General features: G+C 44.7%; 15 protein-coding genes and 3 pseudogenes. 4 read left to right on the top strand and 14 right to left on the bottom strand.

Annotation, left to right across the window (positions count from 1 at the left end):
* Positions 1-243: 243 nt before the first annotated feature.
* The 4 genes from JCM19037_RS17875 to JCM19037_RS25255 all read right to left on the bottom strand — a co-directional run bounded on the left by JCM19037_RS17875 (position 244) and on the right by JCM19037_RS25255 (position 3,405).
* A complete protein-coding gene (locus JCM19037_RS17875) occupies positions 244-753 on the bottom strand; it encodes a TetR/AcrR family transcriptional regulator (RefSeq protein ID WP_052364027.1) in 510 nt (169 codons plus the stop codon).
* Positions 750-1,310: a GNAT family N-acetyltransferase gene (locus JCM19037_RS17870; protein ID WP_042403448.1), complete on the bottom strand. Its 561-nt coding sequence runs from the start codon at positions 1,308-1,310 to the stop codon at positions 750-752. Before JCM19037_RS17870 ends, JCM19037_RS17875 begins: the two co-directional genes overlap by 4 nt.
* A 320-nt stretch (positions 1,311-1,630) precedes the next feature.
* A complete protein-coding gene (locus tag JCM19037_RS25260) occupies positions 1,631-2,266 on the bottom strand; it encodes a GH32 C-terminal domain-containing protein (protein WP_193744800.1) in 636 nt (211 codons plus the stop codon).
* 5 nt (positions 2,267-2,271) lie between these two features.
* Positions 2,272-3,405, bottom strand: coding sequence for a glycoside hydrolase family 32 protein (locus JCM19037_RS25255; protein WP_152549133.1), 1,134 nt, complete (start codon positions 3,403-3,405; stop codon positions 2,272-2,274).
* 159 nt (positions 3,406-3,564) lie between these two features.
* On the opposite strand from JCM19037_RS25255, the gene JCM19037_RS17860 reads away from it, so the two are divergent.
* The 4 genes from JCM19037_RS17860 (at position 3,565) to JCM19037_RS17845 (ending at position 8,990) form a co-directional block, all read left to right on the top strand.
* Entirely contained in the window at positions 3,565-4,200 is a 636-nt protein-coding gene (locus tag JCM19037_RS17860) for an ABC transporter ATP-binding protein (protein WP_052364026.1), read from the top strand.
* A 115-nt stretch (positions 4,201-4,315) separates the two neighbouring features.
* Positions 4,316-6,877 (top strand): ABC transporter permease, encoded by a 2,562-nt coding sequence (locus JCM19037_RS17855; protein WP_042403446.1) that lies wholly within the window; start codon positions 4,316-4,318, stop codon positions 6,875-6,877.
* A gap of 96 nt (positions 6,878-6,973) precedes the next feature.
* Positions 6,974-7,660, top strand: coding sequence for a response regulator transcription factor (locus JCM19037_RS17850; protein WP_042403444.1), 687 nt, complete (start codon positions 6,974-6,976; stop codon positions 7,658-7,660).
* Entirely contained in the window at positions 7,647-8,990 is a 1,344-nt protein-coding gene (locus tag JCM19037_RS17845) for a HAMP domain-containing sensor histidine kinase (protein ID WP_081829414.1), read from the top strand. Before JCM19037_RS17850 ends, JCM19037_RS17845 begins: the two co-directional genes overlap by 14 nt.
* A gap of 112 nt (positions 8,991-9,102) precedes the next feature.
* Here the strand turns inward: JCM19037_RS17845 and JCM19037_RS17840 are convergent.
* The 10 genes and pseudogenes from JCM19037_RS17840 to JCM19037_RS17790 form a co-directional block, all read right to left on the bottom strand.
* A pseudogene (locus JCM19037_RS17840) lies at positions 9,103-10,558 on the bottom strand (CoA-acylating methylmalonate-semialdehyde dehydrogenase).
* Positions 10,555-11,458, bottom strand: a pseudogene (locus JCM19037_RS17835) (NAD(P)-dependent oxidoreductase). Before JCM19037_RS17835 ends, JCM19037_RS17840 begins: the two co-directional pseudogenes overlap by 4 nt.
* Positions 11,459-11,474: 16 nt before the next feature.
* A complete protein-coding gene (locus JCM19037_RS17830; protein WP_042403441.1) occupies positions 11,475-13,133 on the bottom strand; it encodes an acyl-CoA dehydrogenase family protein in 1,659 nt (552 codons plus the stop codon).
* 106 nt (positions 13,134-13,239) lie between these two features.
* Positions 13,240-14,997, bottom strand: a complete 1,758-nt coding sequence (locus JCM19037_RS17825; RefSeq protein WP_238544799.1) for a sigma-54-dependent Fis family transcriptional regulator — start codon at positions 14,995-14,997, stop codon at positions 13,240-13,242.
* A 5-nt stretch (positions 14,998-15,002) separates the two neighbouring features.
* On the bottom strand, positions 15,003-16,577 hold the full coding sequence (locus tag JCM19037_RS17820; protein WP_042403439.1) for an acyl-CoA synthetase: 1,575 nt from the start codon (positions 16,575-16,577) through the stop codon (positions 15,003-15,005).
* A gap of 1,066 nt (positions 16,578-17,643) precedes the next feature.
* Entirely contained in the window at positions 17,644-18,465 is an 822-nt protein-coding gene (locus tag JCM19037_RS17810) for an extradiol ring-cleavage dioxygenase (RefSeq protein WP_042403434.1), read from the bottom strand.
* Complete coding sequence (locus JCM19037_RS17805) at positions 18,466-18,669, bottom strand: 4-oxalocrotonate tautomerase (protein WP_042403432.1); 204 nt, start codon at positions 18,667-18,669, stop codon at positions 18,466-18,468.
* 10 nt (positions 18,670-18,679) lie between these two features.
* Positions 18,680-19,468, bottom strand: a complete 789-nt coding sequence (locus JCM19037_RS17800) for a 2-keto-4-pentenoate hydratase (protein WP_042403430.1) — start codon at positions 19,466-19,468, stop codon at positions 18,680-18,682.
* A gap of 12 nt (positions 19,469-19,480) precedes the next feature.
* The gene (locus tag JCM19037_RS17795; protein ID WP_042403428.1) at positions 19,481-20,257 is read right to left on the bottom strand and encodes a 2-keto-4-pentenoate hydratase; all 777 of its coding nucleotides are present in this window, start codon (positions 20,255-20,257) and stop codon (positions 19,481-19,483) included.
* Positions 20,258-20,273: 16 nt separating this feature from the next.
* Positions 20,274-21,744 (bottom strand): annotated as a pseudogene (locus JCM19037_RS17790) (aldehyde dehydrogenase).
* Positions 21,745-21,906: the final 162 nt, after the last annotated feature.

The following is a 21,906-nucleotide window of genomic DNA, read 5'->3' as shown; positions in this document are numbered from 1 at the left end:
CTCAGCGGGGGGTTGCGCGGGCGGGTTAGGGCTCGATCGTGCGGGGTTGATTTGTCGATTATGTGCACTCCGGTGTCGAAAAGGTGTACTTCCGTGTCGAAAGCGTGCACTTGCATTTTCTTTCTCGAAAATTGCTTTGTTCAACGGATATCGAGCGCTACTTTGTAGCGCTCGATATTCATTAACTGCTTGTTTCTGATGTTGAAGGTAAAATGCCTTGAAGCACAATTGCTTGCAGCTGCTTCATCCTTCCTCGAACGTTACGTTGTGTTGCTGTAAATATTGAGTGTCTAACAAATTTAGGAGCATCTCTTCTAACAGTGTTTTCAGCACCGTTACATAAGCGGTTGGAAACTTCGGCTCAACTAACTCAATGAACGGATTCCAAACCGCACTTAATTGGTTTGCAACTTTTTCATGTAAAGCGGGGTATTTCTTTTCTAACTCGTCCGCATGTTGAATGATGATGCCTATGTCATAATTGACTGGCAAAGAAGCGAATACTCGCTCGATCTTCTCCGCTTCAGATAACGTGTGATCGTTCACAATCGTTCGGTCAATCGCTTGGATGTCACGGAACACAAAGTCAATTGTCCGGCTAAGCAATTCTTCTTTGCTAGAGAAGTATTCATATACCGTGCGCTTACTCGTGCCGAGCGCTCGTGCTACTTGCTCTGTCGTAAAGCGTATGCCGTTTTCAGCAATTACACCGATAATGGTGACGTAGATGGCGTCATTCAGTTCCTTTGTCATCGCTTTGCCCCCTCATCTACCTGTTTGACCATGCGATACACCGCAAACGGCTTTTGGTCAGACTGATGAACGATGTGAAAACCAACACGCTCATAAAGTTTACGTGCTGCTGGATTGTTTTGGTCTACGGTGAGTGAAAGCTTGTCTAGCCCTTGTTCGCGTGCAAACTGCTCTGCCTTATGAATGAGCATCGTACCAATCCCTTTTCCACGGCTTTCTGGCAACATCGCCAACGTACCAATATGAAATTCGTCTTCTTTTGCTTCTTTTAATCGGAGCATGGACCTGAAGTCTTTTCGATTCTTTAAAGAATGAATCAAGAAGCCGAGATGACGATATCGTAAAATCTTAACCGCTGTCGGAAAAAGCAATCGGTCCATCGTTTTCGCAGGATAACACGTCATCAACCCTAGGATACGGTCGCCTTCCTTTGCAACATACGCATATTCGTGACTAAAACGGTTGTTATCCGCTCTCCATAACTTCAACATCGTGTCGTCGATAACACGTTGATTGTTTGACCCTACGACTGTTTTCGTAAACGTATTGAGCGCCATCGCATTTAATTTCGCCCCTACAGAAGATGTGGCTCTGGTTTTTGAATCGTTACTTCTGTCGTCATCTTCATCACCTCTTGGTACTTTATTTTAAATTATAGTACCATATACTGAATTAAATAAACAACACCTCGCGAGAACTCCCAGAAGTTGACAACGAAAGAACGTCCGTTTAAATAATTGGTGATGAGCCGATCTAGCTTTAATGCTTCATTCATTTTGGTTGTAAGAATGCTTATTCAGTGTCGAGCCTTGACGTACTGTTAACAGAAAAAGAGTTACCTAGTGACGGTTTAAATCAGCAGTAAAACGTGAACGCATTACTTCTTAAAAACGTCTTTTAGACGATCACTAAATGAACGCTCATCCTCAACGACTAGCTGTATTTCTGAACTGCTACCGCTCCTTTGATCACACACATGGAGGGTTGTATGACCTTCCTTTACTGCTTCAATCGTACACGTTCGTCCGTTCATCTGAATAACCTTTACGACTCGCTCATCTGCACTTCTCCAAATAAGCTTGTCTTCATCAAAGTCTTGCTCATCCGGTTTTAGCGCCGCCTTCACTTGATGCTGTTCTCCTACGAGTAACGATTGTTCTTCAACATTCGTTACTAGGCGATCCACCGTATCCGTTTGCTCTCTCCACGTATTGTGTAAATGAGTAATCGTGAAATCCTTTACCGTTATGGATCCATCTGCTGCATACCACTCGATGCCATCATTTGTCGGTTCGGTATAGATGAGTGAAGTAAACACCGTCACTCCTTGTTGAACGAATAGTTCAATTGACGACTCATCAACGAGCACTTTTAAATCAATCGTGTTTCGGTCTCCGTCGTACTCTGCCTCATATCGTTGCCCGAATGGAAACTCCTCGCCACAGCGATCGACGATTGTCTTCAGACCCGCATTGGTTCGGTCAAGAAACACTTTGTTATACTCCACATCCACACCAATTAAGCTTCCACCCCGTCCCCATGACGCAGACGAAGACCAAACTCACGTAGTTCTTCCCACGTTACTGTAGCTTCCAACAAATAATTCGTCCCTTGGAAATGTAGTCGAAATGATTCATCTTGAACTTCAAAAGTTTCGAACTGCCTTTCCTTTGAATTCAGTTGTTCAATTTCAGCAATCGGTTGTTGTGCCAACCGGAGTTGACCTTCACGATTCGTGACTAAGCTTAACTCTCTAGGAAAACTCATCGATCCCATCCACGGATTTGTTGGAGATTGATACGGATAACGCCAATTAGCCATCCAACCTAGCCAAATCGTTCGGTGATTTACATTATAAAACGTCTGGGCTGCATAAAAGTCTTGACCATAATCAGTAATGAGTACTTCATCCGCTGGATTGTCATTGTGAAACGCATACCCATCAAACTCACCGATAAAGTACTGTGCAGTCGAGCCTTTCGTCTCGTCATTATCACCTACGCTCACGTGCAATACCCATTTCTCGTTTGCACGTGAGCCATCTACAGGCAATGGAAACAGATCTGGACATTCCCACACCGCGACGTGCAAGCCTTCGTGCTCACCAAACTCACTACTATACGTCCAGTCTACTAAATTATGTGAGCGGTAAAATGATACGGTTTGATCCGTTGAAACGACCATGACCCAAGCATTTGAATCATCATGCCATAAGACTTTCGGGTCGCGGAAATCTTTTATACCCGGATTTTGGATGACCGGATTGTGTGGGTATCGTTGCCACGTGAATCCGTCGTCACAATTATACGCAAGCGACTGTGCTTCTCCACCTTCTGTACTCGTATAAAACGCAACTAACCCTTCACCACGATCAAATAGACCAGAATGATTGGAATGATCCACAACTACACTTCCAGACAGCGCTTGTCCTAATTCATCATGTTCTAATGCAAGCGGAAGGTGCTTCCAATGCAACAAATCTTCGCTAATTGCATGAGCCCAATTGCCATCTTTTTGATGAAATAGATGATACGTTTCGTTGTAATAAACCAGGCCATTTGGATCCGCCAAGTTGCCTTGTGGTGTTGAGAAATGAAATTGCGGGCGGTAGCGTTCGGTGTACTCATGCTGATTGGATGGACCTTTGTTCATATCTTCCTCTTACTCCTTTACTTCAATTCTTCATCTACTTTCTCTATTCTCGGTTAGTACGTCACATAAACATTTGTTATATGATTTTATAAGCCGTTGATATTTCTCTTATCAGCATTAACAATGCTTTGTTAGAGTCAAAGTCAAGGAGGGGTACTGATGGTATTACTAGATGTGAATGGCGTGAGCAAAATCTATTCTCCACGCTTTTATGCACTAAACAATTTGTCCATTTCGTTTGAAGAAGGCTCATTTACAGCTATTATGGGAAGTAGCGGGTCAGGAAAATCGACGCTACTACATTTACTGGCTGGTTTAGATAAGCCAACATCAGGCACGATTACTTTGAAAGGAAACGAGATTACCAATTTCAATGATAATCAATTAACAAGGTTACGAAATGAAGAGTTCGGCTTTGTTTTTCAACAGTTTCATTTACTGCCTGTACTCACGGCCTTAGAAAATGTGATCATACCAACAAGTTTTACGAAACATAGACCGTCATCAAAAGAAGTCACCGCACGAGCACAGACATTATTGGAACGGTTACACATTGGTCATTTGGCACACGTTTTGCCGAAGAAACTATCTGGCGGTCAGCAGCAACGAGTCGCCATTGCTCGGGCAATGATTAATAAACCGAGTATCGTAGTTGCTGATGAGCCTACGGGAAGTCTTGATTCCTTCACTTCATCCATTGTGATGAAAGAATTTAAAGACTTACACCAATTTTTAGGTTATACGATGATTATCGTTACTCACGATCTACGATTGCCGCTTTTGCTGATCGAGTAGTCATCATGAACGATGGAAAACTTGTTTCGAATCTACCTTTTTCTACATCTCAATCTACGGATCAAAAAGTAAAAACCATTCACCATACACAACTTCAGAATGGACAAATGGTCGAATGAATTTACGTACACTTGCTTTTCGTTATCTTTCAAGACAACGTTTGAAAACCATGTTAATTGTTATAAGTATAAGTTTAGGAGCAGCATTACTCAGTGCATCACAAGTCTTTTTGGCATCCATCGAAAAGTCGAATGAATTATCAATTCAATCGGTCTACGGGGATGTTGATCTTTATGTAGGTTACCAATTAAGTATCCATGATGAGCTTCGTAAACCTCTAACAGAAGAAGATTTAAAAAACCTTGAAAGTCTCACTGAAGTACGTCAAATCGGAACCATTCACTACCCTTATTTAGGATACGAAGAAGAATATGAAATGTGGGATGACATTTATGTAGGATTTAATGAGGAACCTTTAGCATATGAAAGTACGATGGTTGATATTGGTGAACAAACCATTCCTGCTGAACGTGAAGTGATTGTCTCAAGAGCTTACGCTTCGATTCATGACGTAGCGATTGGTGATAACATTGACTTATTATTTCCACCAGGAGAAAAGGAACAAGTTAAAATTGTCGGCTACTCAAATGAAGACCGAGAAGATCTGTCTTCCGTTTTGCTTTTTCAAGCTGAGTGGTTACAATCCGTCACTCGAAAAGGTCCGACAATGGCGATGCTACAACTCGACTCTCATGAATCAAAACAATCTGTCCACGATCAAATTGTACAGATGAATCCGTTGTTAAACGTTGATCTTTTAGAAGAAACGAACGATTTACGTGAAAATGTCGGAGGACTGTTGCCGATTCTGACAAGCATAAACATCGCCGTGATCATCGTTAGTGGCTTATTGTATCGAAGTATTATGGAAGTGATGATTCAAGAACGAAATCAACAATTAGCCGTCCTCAGGCTCGTCGGCGCCTCAAAGAGAAATCTTCTTTTCCTTGCATGCATCGAGACTTTGTTCGTGAGTATCGTAAGTCTATTCATTGGTTTAGTAATCGGGATCTGCACTGCCTTGATGATTTTATCCGCCCCGATGACATTTGCTGATGTCATGATTGTAACTACAGAAATTCCTTGGCTAAGCATCGGTTTCTATTTGCTCTTGTATGTAGCCTCACTGTTCATCTTCTCAGTATTTCCGGTCTATCAAGCGAGTAACGTTTCACCGATAAGTACTTATCAGCAATCTTCTTCCCAACTAACGTTAACAAGAAAACGGGTTCGTTTATTTATCGTGCTACTCGTGTGCACGCTCATCCTTTCAATACTCAGTTTTGTTACTACGGATGTTTGGTTACACGTACTCTCCATGTTTAGTATCATTACGCTATACTTTGTCTGCATCACTCACACTTTACGCTTTGCTTTACGGTTCGTTCATGCTATTATACAGCCACTTCGTCACTCGTCGGTATGGACGTTGGCGCCCTTACAACTCCTTCGGCACTTACAAAAGACGAAGGCAATCGCGATGTTACTCTCAGCCTGTATCATCTTAACCACACTCGGATTTACGACATTAGAAAACCTAAAACAAACATCCATTGACCAACTGTTTTCTTTAAATCCTGCCGATTTTCGTGTCACGTCCTATGCCTATGGCAATTATGCACTGCAAAATCAAGGATTCTCTCCAGAGCTATATGATGAGATTACCTTACAAAACGATGTGTCGGAGCCTTCCAATTACTTTACAACTCCTTTTATTGGGCTGACAACGAATCTACCTAAGACCACTTGGGCAACCGAAGACGTTGACGGCACAGCACAAGTGCTCGCACAAATTAAAGGCACTGATTTACATCCATATCTTGAAGAAGCACGACAAGGAAAGACAACAATCAACGAGTTGGACCCGTTTGACGTTGTTATTACGGAGCGAACCGCCGATGCACTCGGCTATGAGATTGGCGATCAAATTAACCTTAAAAGCATTGAAAGCGACGAGGAAGCCTTTAACTATTCCTTTACAGTAGCTTCCATCGTTTCGAATCATCCGTTTTTAAGCAACGAGCAGTTCGAACCGTTTGACTCTTTTTTCATGACACCAAAACAGATGGACGATCATTTCGCGATTACACAACATTCTGAGCTTCTACTATCAAGCGCAAATCGCCAAGCAGAACAACAAATTCATGGAACAATTGAATCATTGCAATTAGAAAACGACGTAAACGTTATTAACCGTTATGCAGCGCTTGAGGAATTCCAAGAACAATATAACGAACGCTTATACGTTTTGGCATTTACCATTGGCATCATGATTGTTCTAACGATGGCTGGTCTTTTTACGAGTTCAATGAGTACCTTTCAAGCACGCTTAACCGAATTGTCTATTCTTCGTTCAATTGGCTTGTTTCACAAACAGCTATATCGAATACTCTTGTTAGAAGGCGCTTTACTCACATTTATAAGTGCTTTGATGGCTTCTGTATGTTCTCTATGGCTATCTATGCACTTAACATTCTCACTTCAAGGAAGCTTAAGCGTCTTGCCGGTTACTGAACTCACTATTATTATTGTTTTGTCACCCGTGTTAGGGATACTCGGTTTCCTTCTTCCAACACGATGGGCTTTACGACAAAACATTCTTAAACATTTAACATAAATCGATGAACGGCGCTTGCCGTCCATCCACTCTCTCTACTAAGTAACCATCGCACTTGCGATTAGACTGTGCTTAAATGAACTAGAGGTGATATGGATGCTAACCAAGAATATCTTACTTATTGACGATCAACCCGATATTTTGGAATTATTAACAGATTATTTAGAAGCCTCAGGGTATACAATTTTCCAAGCAAACAATACGACAGAAGCATGGGCTCACATTGAACGAGAACAACTTGATGTGATTGTTTTAGATGTGATGATGCCTGGGGAAGATGGGTTTTCGTTTTGCAAAGCATTTCGCAAACATCGAACGACACCCATTTTGTTCTTAAGTGCGAAAGAAAGTGAACAAGATCGCATACGAGGTTTAACCATTGGTGGGGACGACTATATTGTTAAATCAGTAAGTCCAGCGGAAGTCGTTGCTCGCGTAAATGCCATGTACCGCCGGCAACAACTTAACCAAGTGAACAACAAACAAAGAAACATTCATGTCCATAACGGCTCATTAGAGCTAACTATTAAGGACGAACGCATCAACTTAAGTCTTTATGAATACCGTTTATTTCATTACTTGTATGAAAACCGCGGAATCATACTTTCTTATGACCAAATCCTTTACAAAGTTTGGAAAGACGAACTACAAGACCCGCAGATTGTACGTGTCTATATTGCGAAATTACGAGAGAAATTGCGTACCTATGATGATATTCTGTCTATACGAACGATCCGTTCATTAGGGTACCAACTTATTGAGGTAGACTATGATGAACCGTAAACTCTCACTAAATGTTGTACTAATTTTGTTTTCAATTAGTCTACTTGTTCTGCCACTTGCGGTCAGTCAACTGTATCAAACTTACGAGAATCATCAGACTTCTCCCAATCCAATTGCGGAACCAACCGAATGGATTGATGAATTTATTGAGGTTGATCAATCTTGGCCATCAAAAGAATGGCTCAAAAATCTTGATGAAATTGCAAGAGAAGAGCAGTTACATATCGACGTCATACTCCAAAACGGTACTACATACTATCACCATCGACCAGCCGATCAATCTGTTGATCAAACACTTGAAGTTTCGTACAAATATTCGATCGTTCAGTCCTCTTCTGTTGTTGCAACGTTGTACTATAGCCAGCCATCATCACCACTGTATGTCACAACAGCGTCAAATGATTCCGCTGCACTGACACTGATTCTATTTACCATCGTCTTTCTTTTACTATTATTCTTGTGGTATGTCCATATGCACACGGTCAAACCGCTACAAACGTTAAATGATGCACTAATGAACATTACGAAACAAAAAGACAATCCACCTCCCATTCATTCACATATTAAAGAAGTGAATGAATTGACCGAAGCGTTTACATCGATGAATCGAAATTTGCAACGTCTTCAAAACGAACGGTCACAACTTGAACACGACCGTGATCGATTCATGTCTTCAATTGTTCATGATTTACGTACCCCTTTATTCTCTCTAAAAGGATATTTAGAAGGAATTACTACAGGTGTTGTGGAAACCGAAGATAAAAAAGCTCACTACCTTTCTAAATCACTTCGACAAGCTTGGCGGATGGATCATTTACTCACTCTTTTATCGAATTACAATCGTTCTCTTTACTTAACTAAACACATTCAAACAACACGTACTCCCATCATTCCATTGATAAATGAACTAATTGAAAGCTTAGACTATCCGATTAACGACAAACAACTTATGATTGTGACTAAGATCGAATCGTACACGCTCTCTCTCCACCAAGAGCTCATGCATCAAGCGCTTGAAAATGTACTTACGAATGCAATACGCTATAGCCCTTCTAACGGAACGATTAAAATTGAAGGGTTTTCCGATGACCAACACTACGTTTTACGCATTACCGATGAGGGTCCAGGAATTCAATCATCTAAATTAGCAGAAATCTTCAAACCACTTGTCCAAGGAGATGAATCTCGAAATACCTACACCCACATTGGACTCGGATTAGCCATCAGTCAGCAAAACATAGCCAGTCATGGAGGACAGATCGCGGCCTACAATTCAGAACACGCAGGAGCAACGTTTGTCATTACTCTTCCTCTATTTAAGAATTATTGAAAAATCCACGGTCAATATGGTCCTTCAGAAATTATTGTTACGACATAAACTACCTTCTTACATTTAAAAATGAGTAGCCGAGAGCAGTTGCCCTCGGCTACTCATTTTCAATTTAGAACCAGCGTTCTGTGACGACTTTCTTTCTTGTATAAAATTGAACACCGTCTTTTCCGTTTGTTCCAAGATCTCCAAAGAATGAGGCTTTGTTCCCGGCAAACGCGAAGAATGCCATCGGTGCGGGCACGTTCACGTTAATACCGACCATCCCCGCATCAATTCGGTCTCTGAACAGTTGCGCTGATTTTCCACTAGACGTATAGATGACCGCTCCATTTGCGAATTTTGAGGCGTTCGTGACTTCAATCGCTTCATCCAAGTCTTTGACGCGAACGACGCTAAGCACGGGCGCAAAGATCTCATCTTGCCAAATTTTCATTTCTTGCGTGACATTATCAAAGATCGTTGCTCCAACGTAGTAGCCACTCTCTTTTGCATCGCCCTTTTCACGCCCGTCTACGACAAGGTTGGCGCCTTCTTGCACGCCGGAGTCGATATACCCAACGACGCGTTCTTTATGGGACTCGCGAATGAGGGGTCCGACGAAGTTCTCTTCGTACCGCCCGTCGCCAACTTCAAGGGAGCGAGTACGTGCAGTGAGACGCTCCATAAACTCATCGGCAATGTCTTCAGTTACCGCCACAACGGAGCAAGCCATGCAACGCTCCCCGCTACTACCGAATGCCGAACCAATAACGCCTTCGATCGTTTTATCCAAGTTGCAGTCAGCCAACACCGTCGCATGGTTCTTCGCACCTGCAAGAGCTTGCACGCGCTTACCATGAGCTGTACCGGTTTCATATACGATCTTCGCTACCGGTTCAGACCCGACAAACGAGATCGCTTCAATGTCTTCGTGTGTCAGAATGCGGTTGACGACATCTTTTGCACCGTGTACGAGGTTTAGCACGCCCTTTGGAAAACCTGCTTCGTAAAAAAGCTCAACGAGACGCTCTGCAAGCACTGGTGTCCGTTCTGACGTCTTTAATACGAATGTATTCCCGCAAGCAATGGCGAGTGGTACATCCAAAGTGGCACCATCATCGGGAAGTTAAACGGCGTAATCCCTGCTACGACCCTAGTGGATAGCGCCAAATGGAGCCGTCAATGCCTCCAGCAATACGAGGCAGTGCATCACCCATCATTAAGTTTGGCGCAGATGTAGCGAGCTCCACAACTTCAATCCCTCTTTGTACTTCGCCGTGGGCATCTTTTAATGTTTTGCCGTTTTCGAGCGTGATAATCTCTCCTAGCTCTTGGCGGTTTTCGTTTAAGAGTTGCAAATAACGGAACATGTAACGTGCCCGCTCCGGAACTGGCACTTGTGACCAAGTCTCGTACGCTTCTTTCGCCGCCTGAACCGCGCGGTCGACATCTTCACTTGTCGAGATCGGAACTTTGGCAATTTCCTCACCTGTCGCTGGATTTGGAACCGACTCATACGTCCCACCCACCGTTTCTTGCCACTGGTCATTAATGTAATTTTTCATTGTTTTTACTTCTGTGATCATTTTGAACTCTCCTTTACAGATTGGAATGAAATGTCTTGGTCTCCGACGCGTTCATACAATACGGCCATATCGCGATCGCCTAACCCTGCGTCTTCTGCTTCTTCATACACATCAATGAGCGCATCGGTGATTGGTAAGTGCAACCCTTCTCTTGTCATCGTCTCTTTCACGAAGTTCAAATCTTTCCGCAATAAACTTAGCGTAAAGCCAGGGTTGTAGTCGTTGTTTGCAATAAACGTCTTGTAGTTTCGTTCATAAATTCGGCTCTGCCCGTAACTCACATTCATCACATCAAACAACGCGTCCAAATCCATGTTCTGTTTCTTCGCGAGCGTAAGTGCTTCACTTACCCCAGCAGTATAAAAACCGATGAGTAAGTTGTTGATGAGCTTCGTCATCGTTCCGCTAATGATTCGCTCATCGACGTGGAAGAGGTTCGCCCCGAGCACGTCCATGACGGGTGTCGCTGTATCAAACGCGACTTTCGGGCCGCCGCACATAAACGTGAGCGTCCGGTTTTCAGCGCCTACGACGCCTCCGCTGACAGGTGCCTGAAGAAAGAGCACTTCACGTTTCTTAGCAGCTCCTTCTACTGTTTCATTGTTCTCCGGTGCAACGGTGCTCGTATCCATGAGCAACACATCGTCATGGGCGTTTTCAATTAACCTTCAGCACCTAAAAACACCGATTCGTAAGCTCGTGCGGACGGCAAGCTCGTAATGACCATATCACATTCTGCAGCCAATGCGGCTATAGACGCGCCAATGCTGCCGCCCGCATTTTCAAACGCACGTTCAGCTTCGGCATTCAAATCAACCCAACGACTTGATACCCCGATTCAATGAGATTCGTTGCCATCGGCATTCCCATGTTCCCTAACCCAATCCAACCAATTTTCATTTCGGATCCCTCACTTTTACGAAATATAGTTTTTAGCTTCAATTACTCGTTCACTAATCTTTCGCTTCACTTTCGTCAGGTCACTTCGTTCTGGCGTTCGACTTTGTCGTTTTACACGATTCGCCTCTTCCGGCTGATCAAGTGCTAACCAAAGTCTCGTCATGTTACTCTCGACGTTCTCATAGCCCTCTTCACAAATCACTCGGGTCATCCATTCTTTTAGCTCGGTCGGGTGCTTGACCGTTCGTGTATACGATGACCGCATCACAGCTACGGTTGCAAACGAGTCTGCGACCATCCGTAACACTTCTTGCTTTTCAGAAACTTCATCGGTGAGAGACAGCCCTTCTAAAACTTCAGACATAATTCTTTCTGTAGCCGCAATCCATTGCCCGTTGACATCCGTGTCACTGATTGGATTCTCATTGACGTGAACGTCTTGCTTGAGCAAAGCTTTTGCTGATGCCATACGATTGATTTCATTTGTCCCTTCAAAAATCCGGTTAATGCGGGCATCCCGGTACAGTCGCTCAACCTCATACTCTTGCATAAAGCCATAACCACCATGAATTTGCACCGCTTCATCCGAAATTTCTCCTAACACTTCTGAGGCATAGGTCTTACACATCGCACAGTCTGGGATGAACGCCCGCACGATCGAAGACGAATTCATTCCCTCTGAGGAGGCAAGTGCATTCTCTACACTTCCTGCTGTTCCATAGGCGAAGCTTTCAACCCCAAATAGTGCAGTATTCATATTCGCCAACTTCTCTTGAATGAGCGGAAAGTTCACGAGTGATTGCTGAAATTGTTTTCGCTCCAAACCATAGTTGACCGAAAGCTTTAACGCCCGCTTTGATGCCCCTATATTGTTAAATGCTAATTTTAGTCGAGCGAGGTTTAAAGTGTTCAGCGCAATCTTGTGTCCTTGACCGATTTCGCCGAGCACACGATCTGGATTTACAACGACATCCTCAAGCAAAAGCGTTGCCGTTGATGAACCATTGATGCCCATCTTCTTCTCTTCTGGCCCGAGCGTTACACCGTCTTGTGTTCTTTCTACAATAAATGCGGTCATTCCTTCATCCGAATTCGCAAACACCACATACACTTCGGCAATATGCGCATTCGTAATCCATTGTTTCTCACCGGTTAATTGCCATACACCGTCTTGATCATTCCACGTCGCTCGTGCTTTTCCTTTCAACGCATCTGAGCCTGCTGAGGGTTCAGTCAGTGCGTATGCCCCTACCCATTCTCCGGACCCGAGTTTTGGCAAATATGTGGCTTTCTGTTCTTCTGTTCCATAATAAATGAACGGTGTCGTGCCAACGCCCGCATGAATATTAAACGCCACACTAAACGAGCCACCGCCATTGCCAATCCCCTCTGCAACGAGTCCAGCAACATGCTTGCCAAGTCCAAATCCTCCGTACGCTTCTGGAATTTCAACCGCCTGCAAACCGAGAGAACCCGCCTCTTGAAAGGCATCTTTGGCAAACGTATAGTCATGCGTTTCCGCCTGTTCCATATTTGCAAGAATGGTATTCGTGACAAACTTCTCTGTCGTCTTCTGAATCATTACTTCATCGGTAGAAAGGTCTTCTGGCGTAAACGCATCTTGCATGCTCTGTAAGCTACCGCCCCACATTGGCCTTGAATATTTTGTTTTCATGCTCATGACCTCCTCGTCATCTAACAAACTGCAAAAGATATGCCAACAACTTCTTCGAACTCCCGAGCGTTGGCACTGCTCAAACTGTCTACGTGTCTAAACACTTTTACATCATCGATCGTTGGAAACGAGACATTTTGTTGTACAGCGTTGCTCTAGAAATTCCAAGTTTCTTTGCCGCTTTAGATTTATTGCCATCCACTTCTTGCAAAGCCGCTTCAATTTGTTCCTGCTCATACTCTTGCATTTGCTCTCGGTTCATCTCTTGCCATTCGATATAAGGAACAGAAGCCGCCTCATCCTGAAAGGTCCGCAATTCACCTGGCAAATCCTCAATTGTAATTCGATCATCATCACAAAGGTGAAACATGCGTTCCACGACGTGTATGAGCTCTCGTACGTTTCCTGGCCAGTCGTACTGGAACATCCGCTCAATCACTGCTTTATCCATCGTCCGCTCTTTCGCACCATTGTCACAACTAAGCGTTTTGAGCTGGTGCGCGATGATTAACGGGATGTCTCGCTTTCGCTCCCGTAGCGGCGGAATGGGAATATCGATTACATGTAACCGGTAATACAAATCGGCTCGGAACTTCCCTTGCCTGATCCTTTGTTTCAAATCTTGATTCGTTGCGGAAATTAACCGAAAATCAACCGGTGTCGGAGACGTACTGCCTACCCTGTCAATCTCTTTGCTCTGAAGTGCTCGTAGCACTTTCGCTTGAGCCTCAAGCGGCATATCCCCAATCTCATCAAGAAACAACGTTCCCCCATGTGCAAGTTCCATCTTGCCGGGCTTGCCTTCACTCTTTGTGCCCGTAAACGCCCCTTTCACATAGCCAAACAGCTCGGACTCCAAAAGGTTTTCAGGGATCGCGGCACAATTGACAGCAACGAATGGCCCTTCTCCTCGAGCACTCATATTGTGAATTGCTTGGGCAAACGGTTCTTTACCAACACCAGACTCTCCTGTAATTAAGACAGAAGCTGTTGTTCTCGCCGCTTTTCGACTCATTTTCTTGGACTCGGCAATCTTCGCGCTTTCCCCGATAATGTCTTCAAAACGAATATCCGGAATGCCTCGCTTCTTCTCGACAACCGTCTCCTGCTCAGGTTTGCTGTAATCCAAAATGTCCATCCGCTCTAACGTTTCCAAAAGCTCCTTTTTCCCTTCATACACGAGCATCCCCACCGCGCCAATCACCTTACCGTCTCGCCACATCGGCAAGCGATGCACAACCAGTTCTTGTCCTTGCAAGCGATGCGCCTGACTTCGCTCAGGAACACCCGTCTTCAAGACAACAGGCAAACGCGTATTCTCAATCACCTTCTCAACCGCTCGGCCGATCGCTTCCTCTTTCGTCACACCAACAAACCGGGCGTACGTATCATTGAATAATTGAATGATCCCCCGCTCATCAACAATCACAACCCCCTCATAAGCGGTGTCTAAACTTAGCTTCATCCAATCAATCGCCTGACGAGCCACTTCCTCTTGTTCCTCAATATAACGGTAGAACGCAAACCATTCATCCCGACCGACAATTCCGAGCAACGTGCCCGTCTTCTCTTGAATCACATAGAGAGGACATTGCTTACTCGATCTTAAGGAAAAATCCTCTCCTACGGAAAAGAATTCAGTGTTCATGACGTGCTGAACGTGGACGTTTGCATCTTCAACACGAAGGCAATCGCGAATTGTGATGATTCCGACTAACTTGCTGGCATCTACAACAGGAACTTCACCATCGGCGACTTCGGCCATGACAGGAAGTACGTCACGGATACTGTCCGTAGGTGCTACTGTACGTGGAGCAATCCTCATCCACTGGCCACTATGGTCACGCGAACTTCTTTGCCCCACTCAAATCACCTCTTCGCTTTCGTATGATCACTTTCATTCCTTAATGACACTCGTCGAATTTTTCCTGATGTTGTTTTAGGAAGGTCATCAATAAATTCAATTTTTCTTGGGTATTTGTACGGGGCCGTCAACCGCTTCGTATGATCTTGCAATTCTTCTACAAGCCCATCATACGCTTTGTCCTTAAGCACGACGTAAGCTTTGACGATATTGCCCCGAATTTCATCAGGTTCAGCAACAACTGCACACTCTTTTACCGCCTCATGTTTCACAAGTGCGTCTTCGACCTCGAACGGTCCGATCGTATATCCTGAGCTAATGATGATGTCGTCGCCGTGACCGACAAACCATAAGTACCCGTCCGCATCTCGGTACGCTTGGTCTCCGGTAATGAACCACTCACCACGATACGCAAGTGACGTGCGGTTCGGATCTTTATAGTACGACTTAAATAAAGCGGGTGAACTTTTATGCACACCAATGTCACCAACGATATTATCAGCACAACGCCCACCATAAGGATCAACCACTTCGACCGTATTGCCTGGCGTCGGCACGCCCATTGAGCCAGGGCGAACTTCCATACCTTCCAACGTTCCAACGAGCAGTGTGTTTTCCGTTTGCCCATACCCATCTCTCACATTGATATCAAATGCGTCCAAAAACGCATCAATAACCGGACGGTTTAACGGCTCACCTGCAGAGACTGCACTTTTTAAGTGAGGAAGCTTGTAACTTGCGAGCTGGTCGACCTTTGCCATTAAGCGATACTCGGTTGGGGTACAGCAGAGCACGCGAATCCCCTCGTTCTCTAAAAGAGAAAGATACTTTTTGGCATCAAATGGTCCATCGTACACAAACGCGGTCGCACCGAGCATAATTGTTGAAAGAAACGGACTCCAGATCCACTTTTGCCAACCCGGTGCTGCCGTTGCCCACACGAGATCATTCTCTTTCGCACCGAGCCAATTTTTCGCCGCGGTCTCTACATGGGCGTACCCCCAACCGTGTGTATGGGCAACTCCTTTTGGATTACCGGTCGTCCCTGACGTATAGGATAAAAACGCCAAGTCTTCACGCGTCGTTTCGCTTCGTATGAGCGTATCACTTTCCCCGTCAGCTAACTGCTCCAGATCTAACCAGCCGCTCCCTTTCTCTCCGATTAGAAATTGGCGTTCCCGCGCATCATAATCTCCGGCAATTTCGTTTACTTCCGCAGCCGCTTTTGCAGATGCGACGATGGCGCGCGCCTCTGAATGCTCAAACCGAAACTGGAGGTCCTTCGTTCGCAGCATCTCTGAACACGGAATTGCAACAAAACCTGCTTTCAAGCAGGCGAGATACGTCACGTACGCTTCTGGTATGCGAGGTAAGCTAATAATGACACGATCACCTTTTTGTAGACCATGATTATGGAGAACACGCGCATATTGATTTGCCCGCGAAACTAGCTCACTGTATGTGACATCTTTCTTTTCACCCGCTTCATTCAACCAGCGAATGGCTAACTTCCCTTCCTCTCCTGCAAATTGTTCGACGTCATCAGCAATGTTGTAATCATATGGTGCAATCAAATCCATGATTCATCTCCTCCTTCATTTCAAATTCACCTTTAGTCAACCCAAAAAAGTAAGCGTTTACAATTCGAGCGGTTTTTCAACCACCTCCATTAATCGTTAGAGGTTACGTCTTGTGTTGTCTTCAGTCCTTTTACTATGCAATAGTTGTGCCAATAATTATTAGTTGTGGTTGTATAACTGTTTAGACATTCGGTGTATAAATTCCTTCATAAATTCAAAAAAATCTCGGCTACGCGATTCAGCCCAATCGTTTATAGACGAACGAAAAACCGGATGATCCTTGCAAGACATCCGGTTTATACACACATCCATTTCGGTTCTAGGTAAGTTGAACGAAAGAGTTCCATCGAAAACCAATGGTGAGCTTGGAAAAATGGAAACTGTGCTCGAGTTGCGGCCGAACTGTTCTCAAGTTGGGGGAAATCGTAGGAAAAGTGGTCTTTTCTCATAAACTAGGGAACAGAAGGAGCAAACTCGGGAACAGATTACCGGGTCTCCTGTACATGCTCTTCCTGAAGCACCTACAAGATGTCGGCGCGAGTCGCGCCGAACCGAGTAGGGTTTCCATTTCGGTCCCGGCGGGGCCGACGTGTCGTTGGCACTACATCTTGGAATCTGCGCGCAAGTTGGAACAAACTGCGCGCAAGTTTAGGGAAATCAACGCTAAAATCAAGTCAAAAGCCCAAACTTGCGCGCAGATGGGGGAAACTCGCGCGCAGAATGGCACCTAGCACCGCGCTACCCCTCCCACCCAACAGTGCAGGTGAAGAAAATGTTTGGTTCACTCCATATAGATCGTTTTTCATGACTTTCCACATCTGAGATGAGAAGGGCGGCTTGATTTTGGGATTTTCTAGGAGATTGGCGATCTAGATCGCCTCCCTCGCTCCCCTAGCCCGAACGACCTAGACTCCTCGATTAAACAGCTTTCCTACTTACGCTCGGGACGAGGATACCGAGTGGGGTGCCTTCTGTGGCAATCGACGTTAGTCATGATCGCTTTAAAAATCGCCTGGACCAATTACGCGATTGGGGCCAGGCGATTTTTTCTGATGCGTTACGTTCGTTATACTTTCGTGGCGCTCTTTTCTTTTTCAAAGGTTATGATAGCGTTGCCGCTACCTGAAGACTGAGCGTAAGCTTTGAAGTCAGGCTTATACTCTTCGTCAATGATGCCGAGCATCATCGCTAAGTGTCGGCCACCACCTTCGACGCCTGCGGTGTTTGCGTATTGTGGGAGCATCGTCTGCATAGATTGCAAGTCACGTTGCATCGTGTAATCGATAAATTGTTTATCCAACGCTTGCTCAGAGATGGTCGGCATGTTGATGCGCCCTCTCACGAGGTTGTGGGCAAGTGCTCCACTGAAGATGAATACGGTCTTCTTTCCAGATTCATCTATAACCGAGCGAATGACTTCTCCCCATTGCCTCGTTTCATCTAGTCCTGCCGCTTCGGCAATGGACAGACTAATGACGGGTACGTCAAGTTTCGGCAACAAATAGCGCAGTGGCACAACCGTGCCATAATCCCAAACGTACGTCGGGTCGTCGACTGCAGTAACAGGGATCCGTGCACTTTTCCCAGCACGAACCATCTCGTTTGCAATCTCTCGATCACCCTTATATTCATACGCCACATCTGAAATGATGTCCGGGCATTCAAAAGCGGTTAAAATCCCCTTATGCTCAGGTGCAACGTCTACATAATGGTTGAATGTTGAGATCCAATGGCAAGACACGATGCAAATGAGCTCAGGATTGATCTCTTCGATGTCTTTAGCAATCTGATCCATTTCCTTAACGAGATTCTCTTGGAATGGAGGAATGTTCTCTCGATGGCAAATGCTAGGTACGTGAGCTGCGAGCACACCTAATTCAACTGACATCTAGTTCGCCTCCTTGGATTTCTTCTTGGACACACTTTCACCGGCAATGCCCCAATGTGTCGTCGGCATCTCGTTGACGAGAACCCGAACGTTTTCAATCGGAGACTCGAGTGTTTCGGCCGTTGTTTTCGTTAGTTCATGAATGAGCTTTTCAATTTTTTCTTCACTGCGCCCTTCCATGATCGATACTTGAATCAATGGCATATGATCCCTCCTAGTCTATGAAAGAGAACTTTACTTCACCTAGTTGATCAATGGAGACACCAATTTGATCTCCGGTTTCAGCTAAGATTGCTTCAGTAATTGCCCCTGATAGTATGATTTGGCCTTTTTTCAATTTCTCGCCTTTTTTCGCTAGCATGTTCACGAGCATAGCGATGGCATTCGCTGGATGACCTAATACCGCGGCGCCTGCTCCTCCTGCTTTCACTTCATCATTGATTGTAATGGTTGCTCCTAGAAGATCAAGTTCCAAGTCTTGTTGATTTGGGACACGCTCCCCAAATACAACTTTTGATGACGATGCGTTATCCGCAATCACATCCGGAAGGGTGAATTCAAAATTTTTGTAGCGACTGTCGATAATTTCTACCGCAGGAATGAACGCGGCTGTCGCTCGCATAACGTCTGCAGCAGATACACCTGGTCCTTCCATGTCTTCTCCAAGTTCAAAGGCGATTTCTGCTTCGACTTTTGGATGAATGAGTTCTTTCATAGAGACTTGACTCTTGTTGTCATGAACCATATTGGAGAATACATACCCGTAAATCGGCTCGTCAACGTTCATTTGCGTCAATTTCGCCTTACTCGTCAGTCCCATTTTAGGACCGACAATGGTGAGTCCTTTGTCAAGTTTCATTTGTACAAGTTGTTCTTGTACAAGATAGGCCTCTTCAATCGTTAAATCAGGTGCCATCTCTTTTGTTACTTTTACTGTATCTTGAACATTCTCTTCACATGCCAACAGATGGCTTGCTAGATCTTTTTGTAAAGTTGTCGTCATCGTATGATCCTCCTAAGATTTCGCAAAGCGAACGTTTACCTCGCCTAGATGCGCTAGTTTCGCAGTGAAATGATCACCTGGAGCTGCTTCAACGGCCGCGGATAGGGCGCCTGATAAAATCGTTTCCCCAGCTTTTAGCTCTTCGCCATACTCTGATAATTTGTTTGCAAGCCACGCAACACACGTTGCGGGGTCGCCCATTGCCAGTGCGCCGACACCCGTTCCAACAATTTCACCATTTTTGTAGAGCACCATGCCTACAGATTTGGCATCCACATCACGTGGTGCTGTCACTTTATTGCCGATCACATACAGACCCGAAGAAGCGTTATCCGCTATCGTGTCAGGAAGGGTAATCTTCCAATCTTTAATCCGGCTGTCGACAATTTCAATGGAAGGAACGAGATAATCTGTCGCTTCAAACACATCGGCTACTGTAACATTTGGACCTTGCAAGTTTCGCTTCAGTACGAACGCAATTTCTGCTTCAACTTTCGGTTGCATCGTTTGATTGGTTTCGACTACACCATCATTTTGAATGAGCATATCTGAGAACAACACACCGTAATCTGGCTCATTCACACCGAGAAGCTGTTGCATCGGCTTGGAGGTAAGACCGATCTTGCGACCGGTCTGTCTTGTTTCTTTTGAATCTTTTAACTGAAGAAACTCGGTTTGAATTTGATACGCATCCTCAACCGTTAAGCCTTCATGAGTCGCGGTTAGAGGTGGGATCGACACTCTCGATGTGGCTGCTTGATGCAGATCCTTAGCAATTTGTGCATGCATGTTGACCCGTTCCTCTCTATAATTTAATCGTTACGTTCTTTAACTCTGAGTAGAATTCAAAGCTATGAATACCGCCTTCACGACCGACACCACTTTGCTTCATGCCACCAAAAGGCGTTCGTAGGTCACGTAAGAACCACGTGTTCACCCAAATAATTCCTGCTTCCACAGCATCTGCAACACGGTGGGCACGTCTTAAGTCATTCGTCCAAATGCTCGCCGCCAAACCGTAATGCGTATCGTTCACTTGACCGATGACCTCATCTTCAAGATCAAACGGAATGACCGTCACGACCGGTCCGAAGATCTCTTCTCTTACACAGCGCGAGCTACGGTCTAGACCGGTAATGATCGTCGGGTTGATGTAATACCCTTTATCCATTCCTTCAGTCACTTGCCCGCCTGTCAAAAACTCTCCGCCTTCTTCTTTTGCAAGTTCGATATAAGAGAGCACACGCTCATAGTGTTCTTTCGAGATCATTGCGCCGAGATTTATATCCGCATCAAACGGATTGCCGACTTTTAGTTCTTTTGTTTTCGCAGCGAACTTCTCTAAAAACTCATCGTACGCTCCGCGCTCCACATAAATTCTTGAACCACATAAACAAACTTGTCCTTGGTTAATAAAGCTTGATTTAATCGTTGTCTCTACGACTTCATCAAGATCAGAATCCGCAAAAATAATGTTTGGGTTCTTTCCACCAAGTTCATAGGACAACTTCTTCAACGTTGGTGCAGCTGCTTTCATGATTGCTGTTCCCGTTGACGTTTCCCCAGTGAACGTAATCGCATCTACATCATCATGTGCCGAAATTGCTTCCCCTGCTGATCCTGGACCAAACCCATGAACGACGTTAACAACACCGTCTGGAACACCTGCTTCTTTGCAAATTTCTGCAAGTACTGTCGCGGTCATTGGCGTCCATTCTGCAGGTTTCATTACAGTTGTATTTCCTGCTGCAAGACAAGGTGCGAGCTTCCATGTTAATAACAGGAGTGGCAAGTTCCACGTTGATCATTCCGATCACACCGACTGGCTTACGCAAAGCGTAGTGCAACGCTTCCTGGTCTTGTTGGTAAGCTTCAGTCCCGAGCGTCGTCATATAATCTGCAAAAAAGTGGAAGTTGTACGCTGCACGCGGAATATCTATCTTATTCGCTAACCATAACGGTTTTCCTGTATCAAGCGCTTCCAATTTCGCCAATTCGTCTTGTCGTTCTAGAATTAAATCACCGATACGTCTTAAAATTGCTGAGCGCTCATTGGTAGTCATCTCTTTCCAACGACCATTTAACGCTCTTCTTGCTGATTGTACAGCTAAGTCTACATCCTCTTTCGTACCTTCGGCTACCGTGCCAATGACTTCTTCTGTTGCTGAATCTATATTGTTGAAAGTTTTGTTGGATACGGACGGTTGATACTTGCCATTAATAAATAGCTGACAATCAATTCCTTGTACTTTTACATCTGTTGACGTTGTACTCATGTGATAACCTCCTAGTTATTCTCTTCTTACTTCATAGGTTACGTTATAAAAGTACCTTATAAAACATCTTTGTTCTTCTATGCGGAACTATTTTTAATTTTTTTGAATTTCTTGCCTTTATTCTTTAAACTTCTATGCTATAGTCTAGTTACAATTACTCGA

The organism is Geomicrobium sp. JCM 19037 (assembly GCF_000698105.1).
Taxonomy (GTDB): domain Bacteria; phylum Bacillota; class Bacilli; order Bacillales; family Marinococcaceae; genus Geomicrobium_A.
Note: the sequence above shows the minus strand (reverse complement) of the source record. Positions and strands in the feature narration are given on the sequence as shown.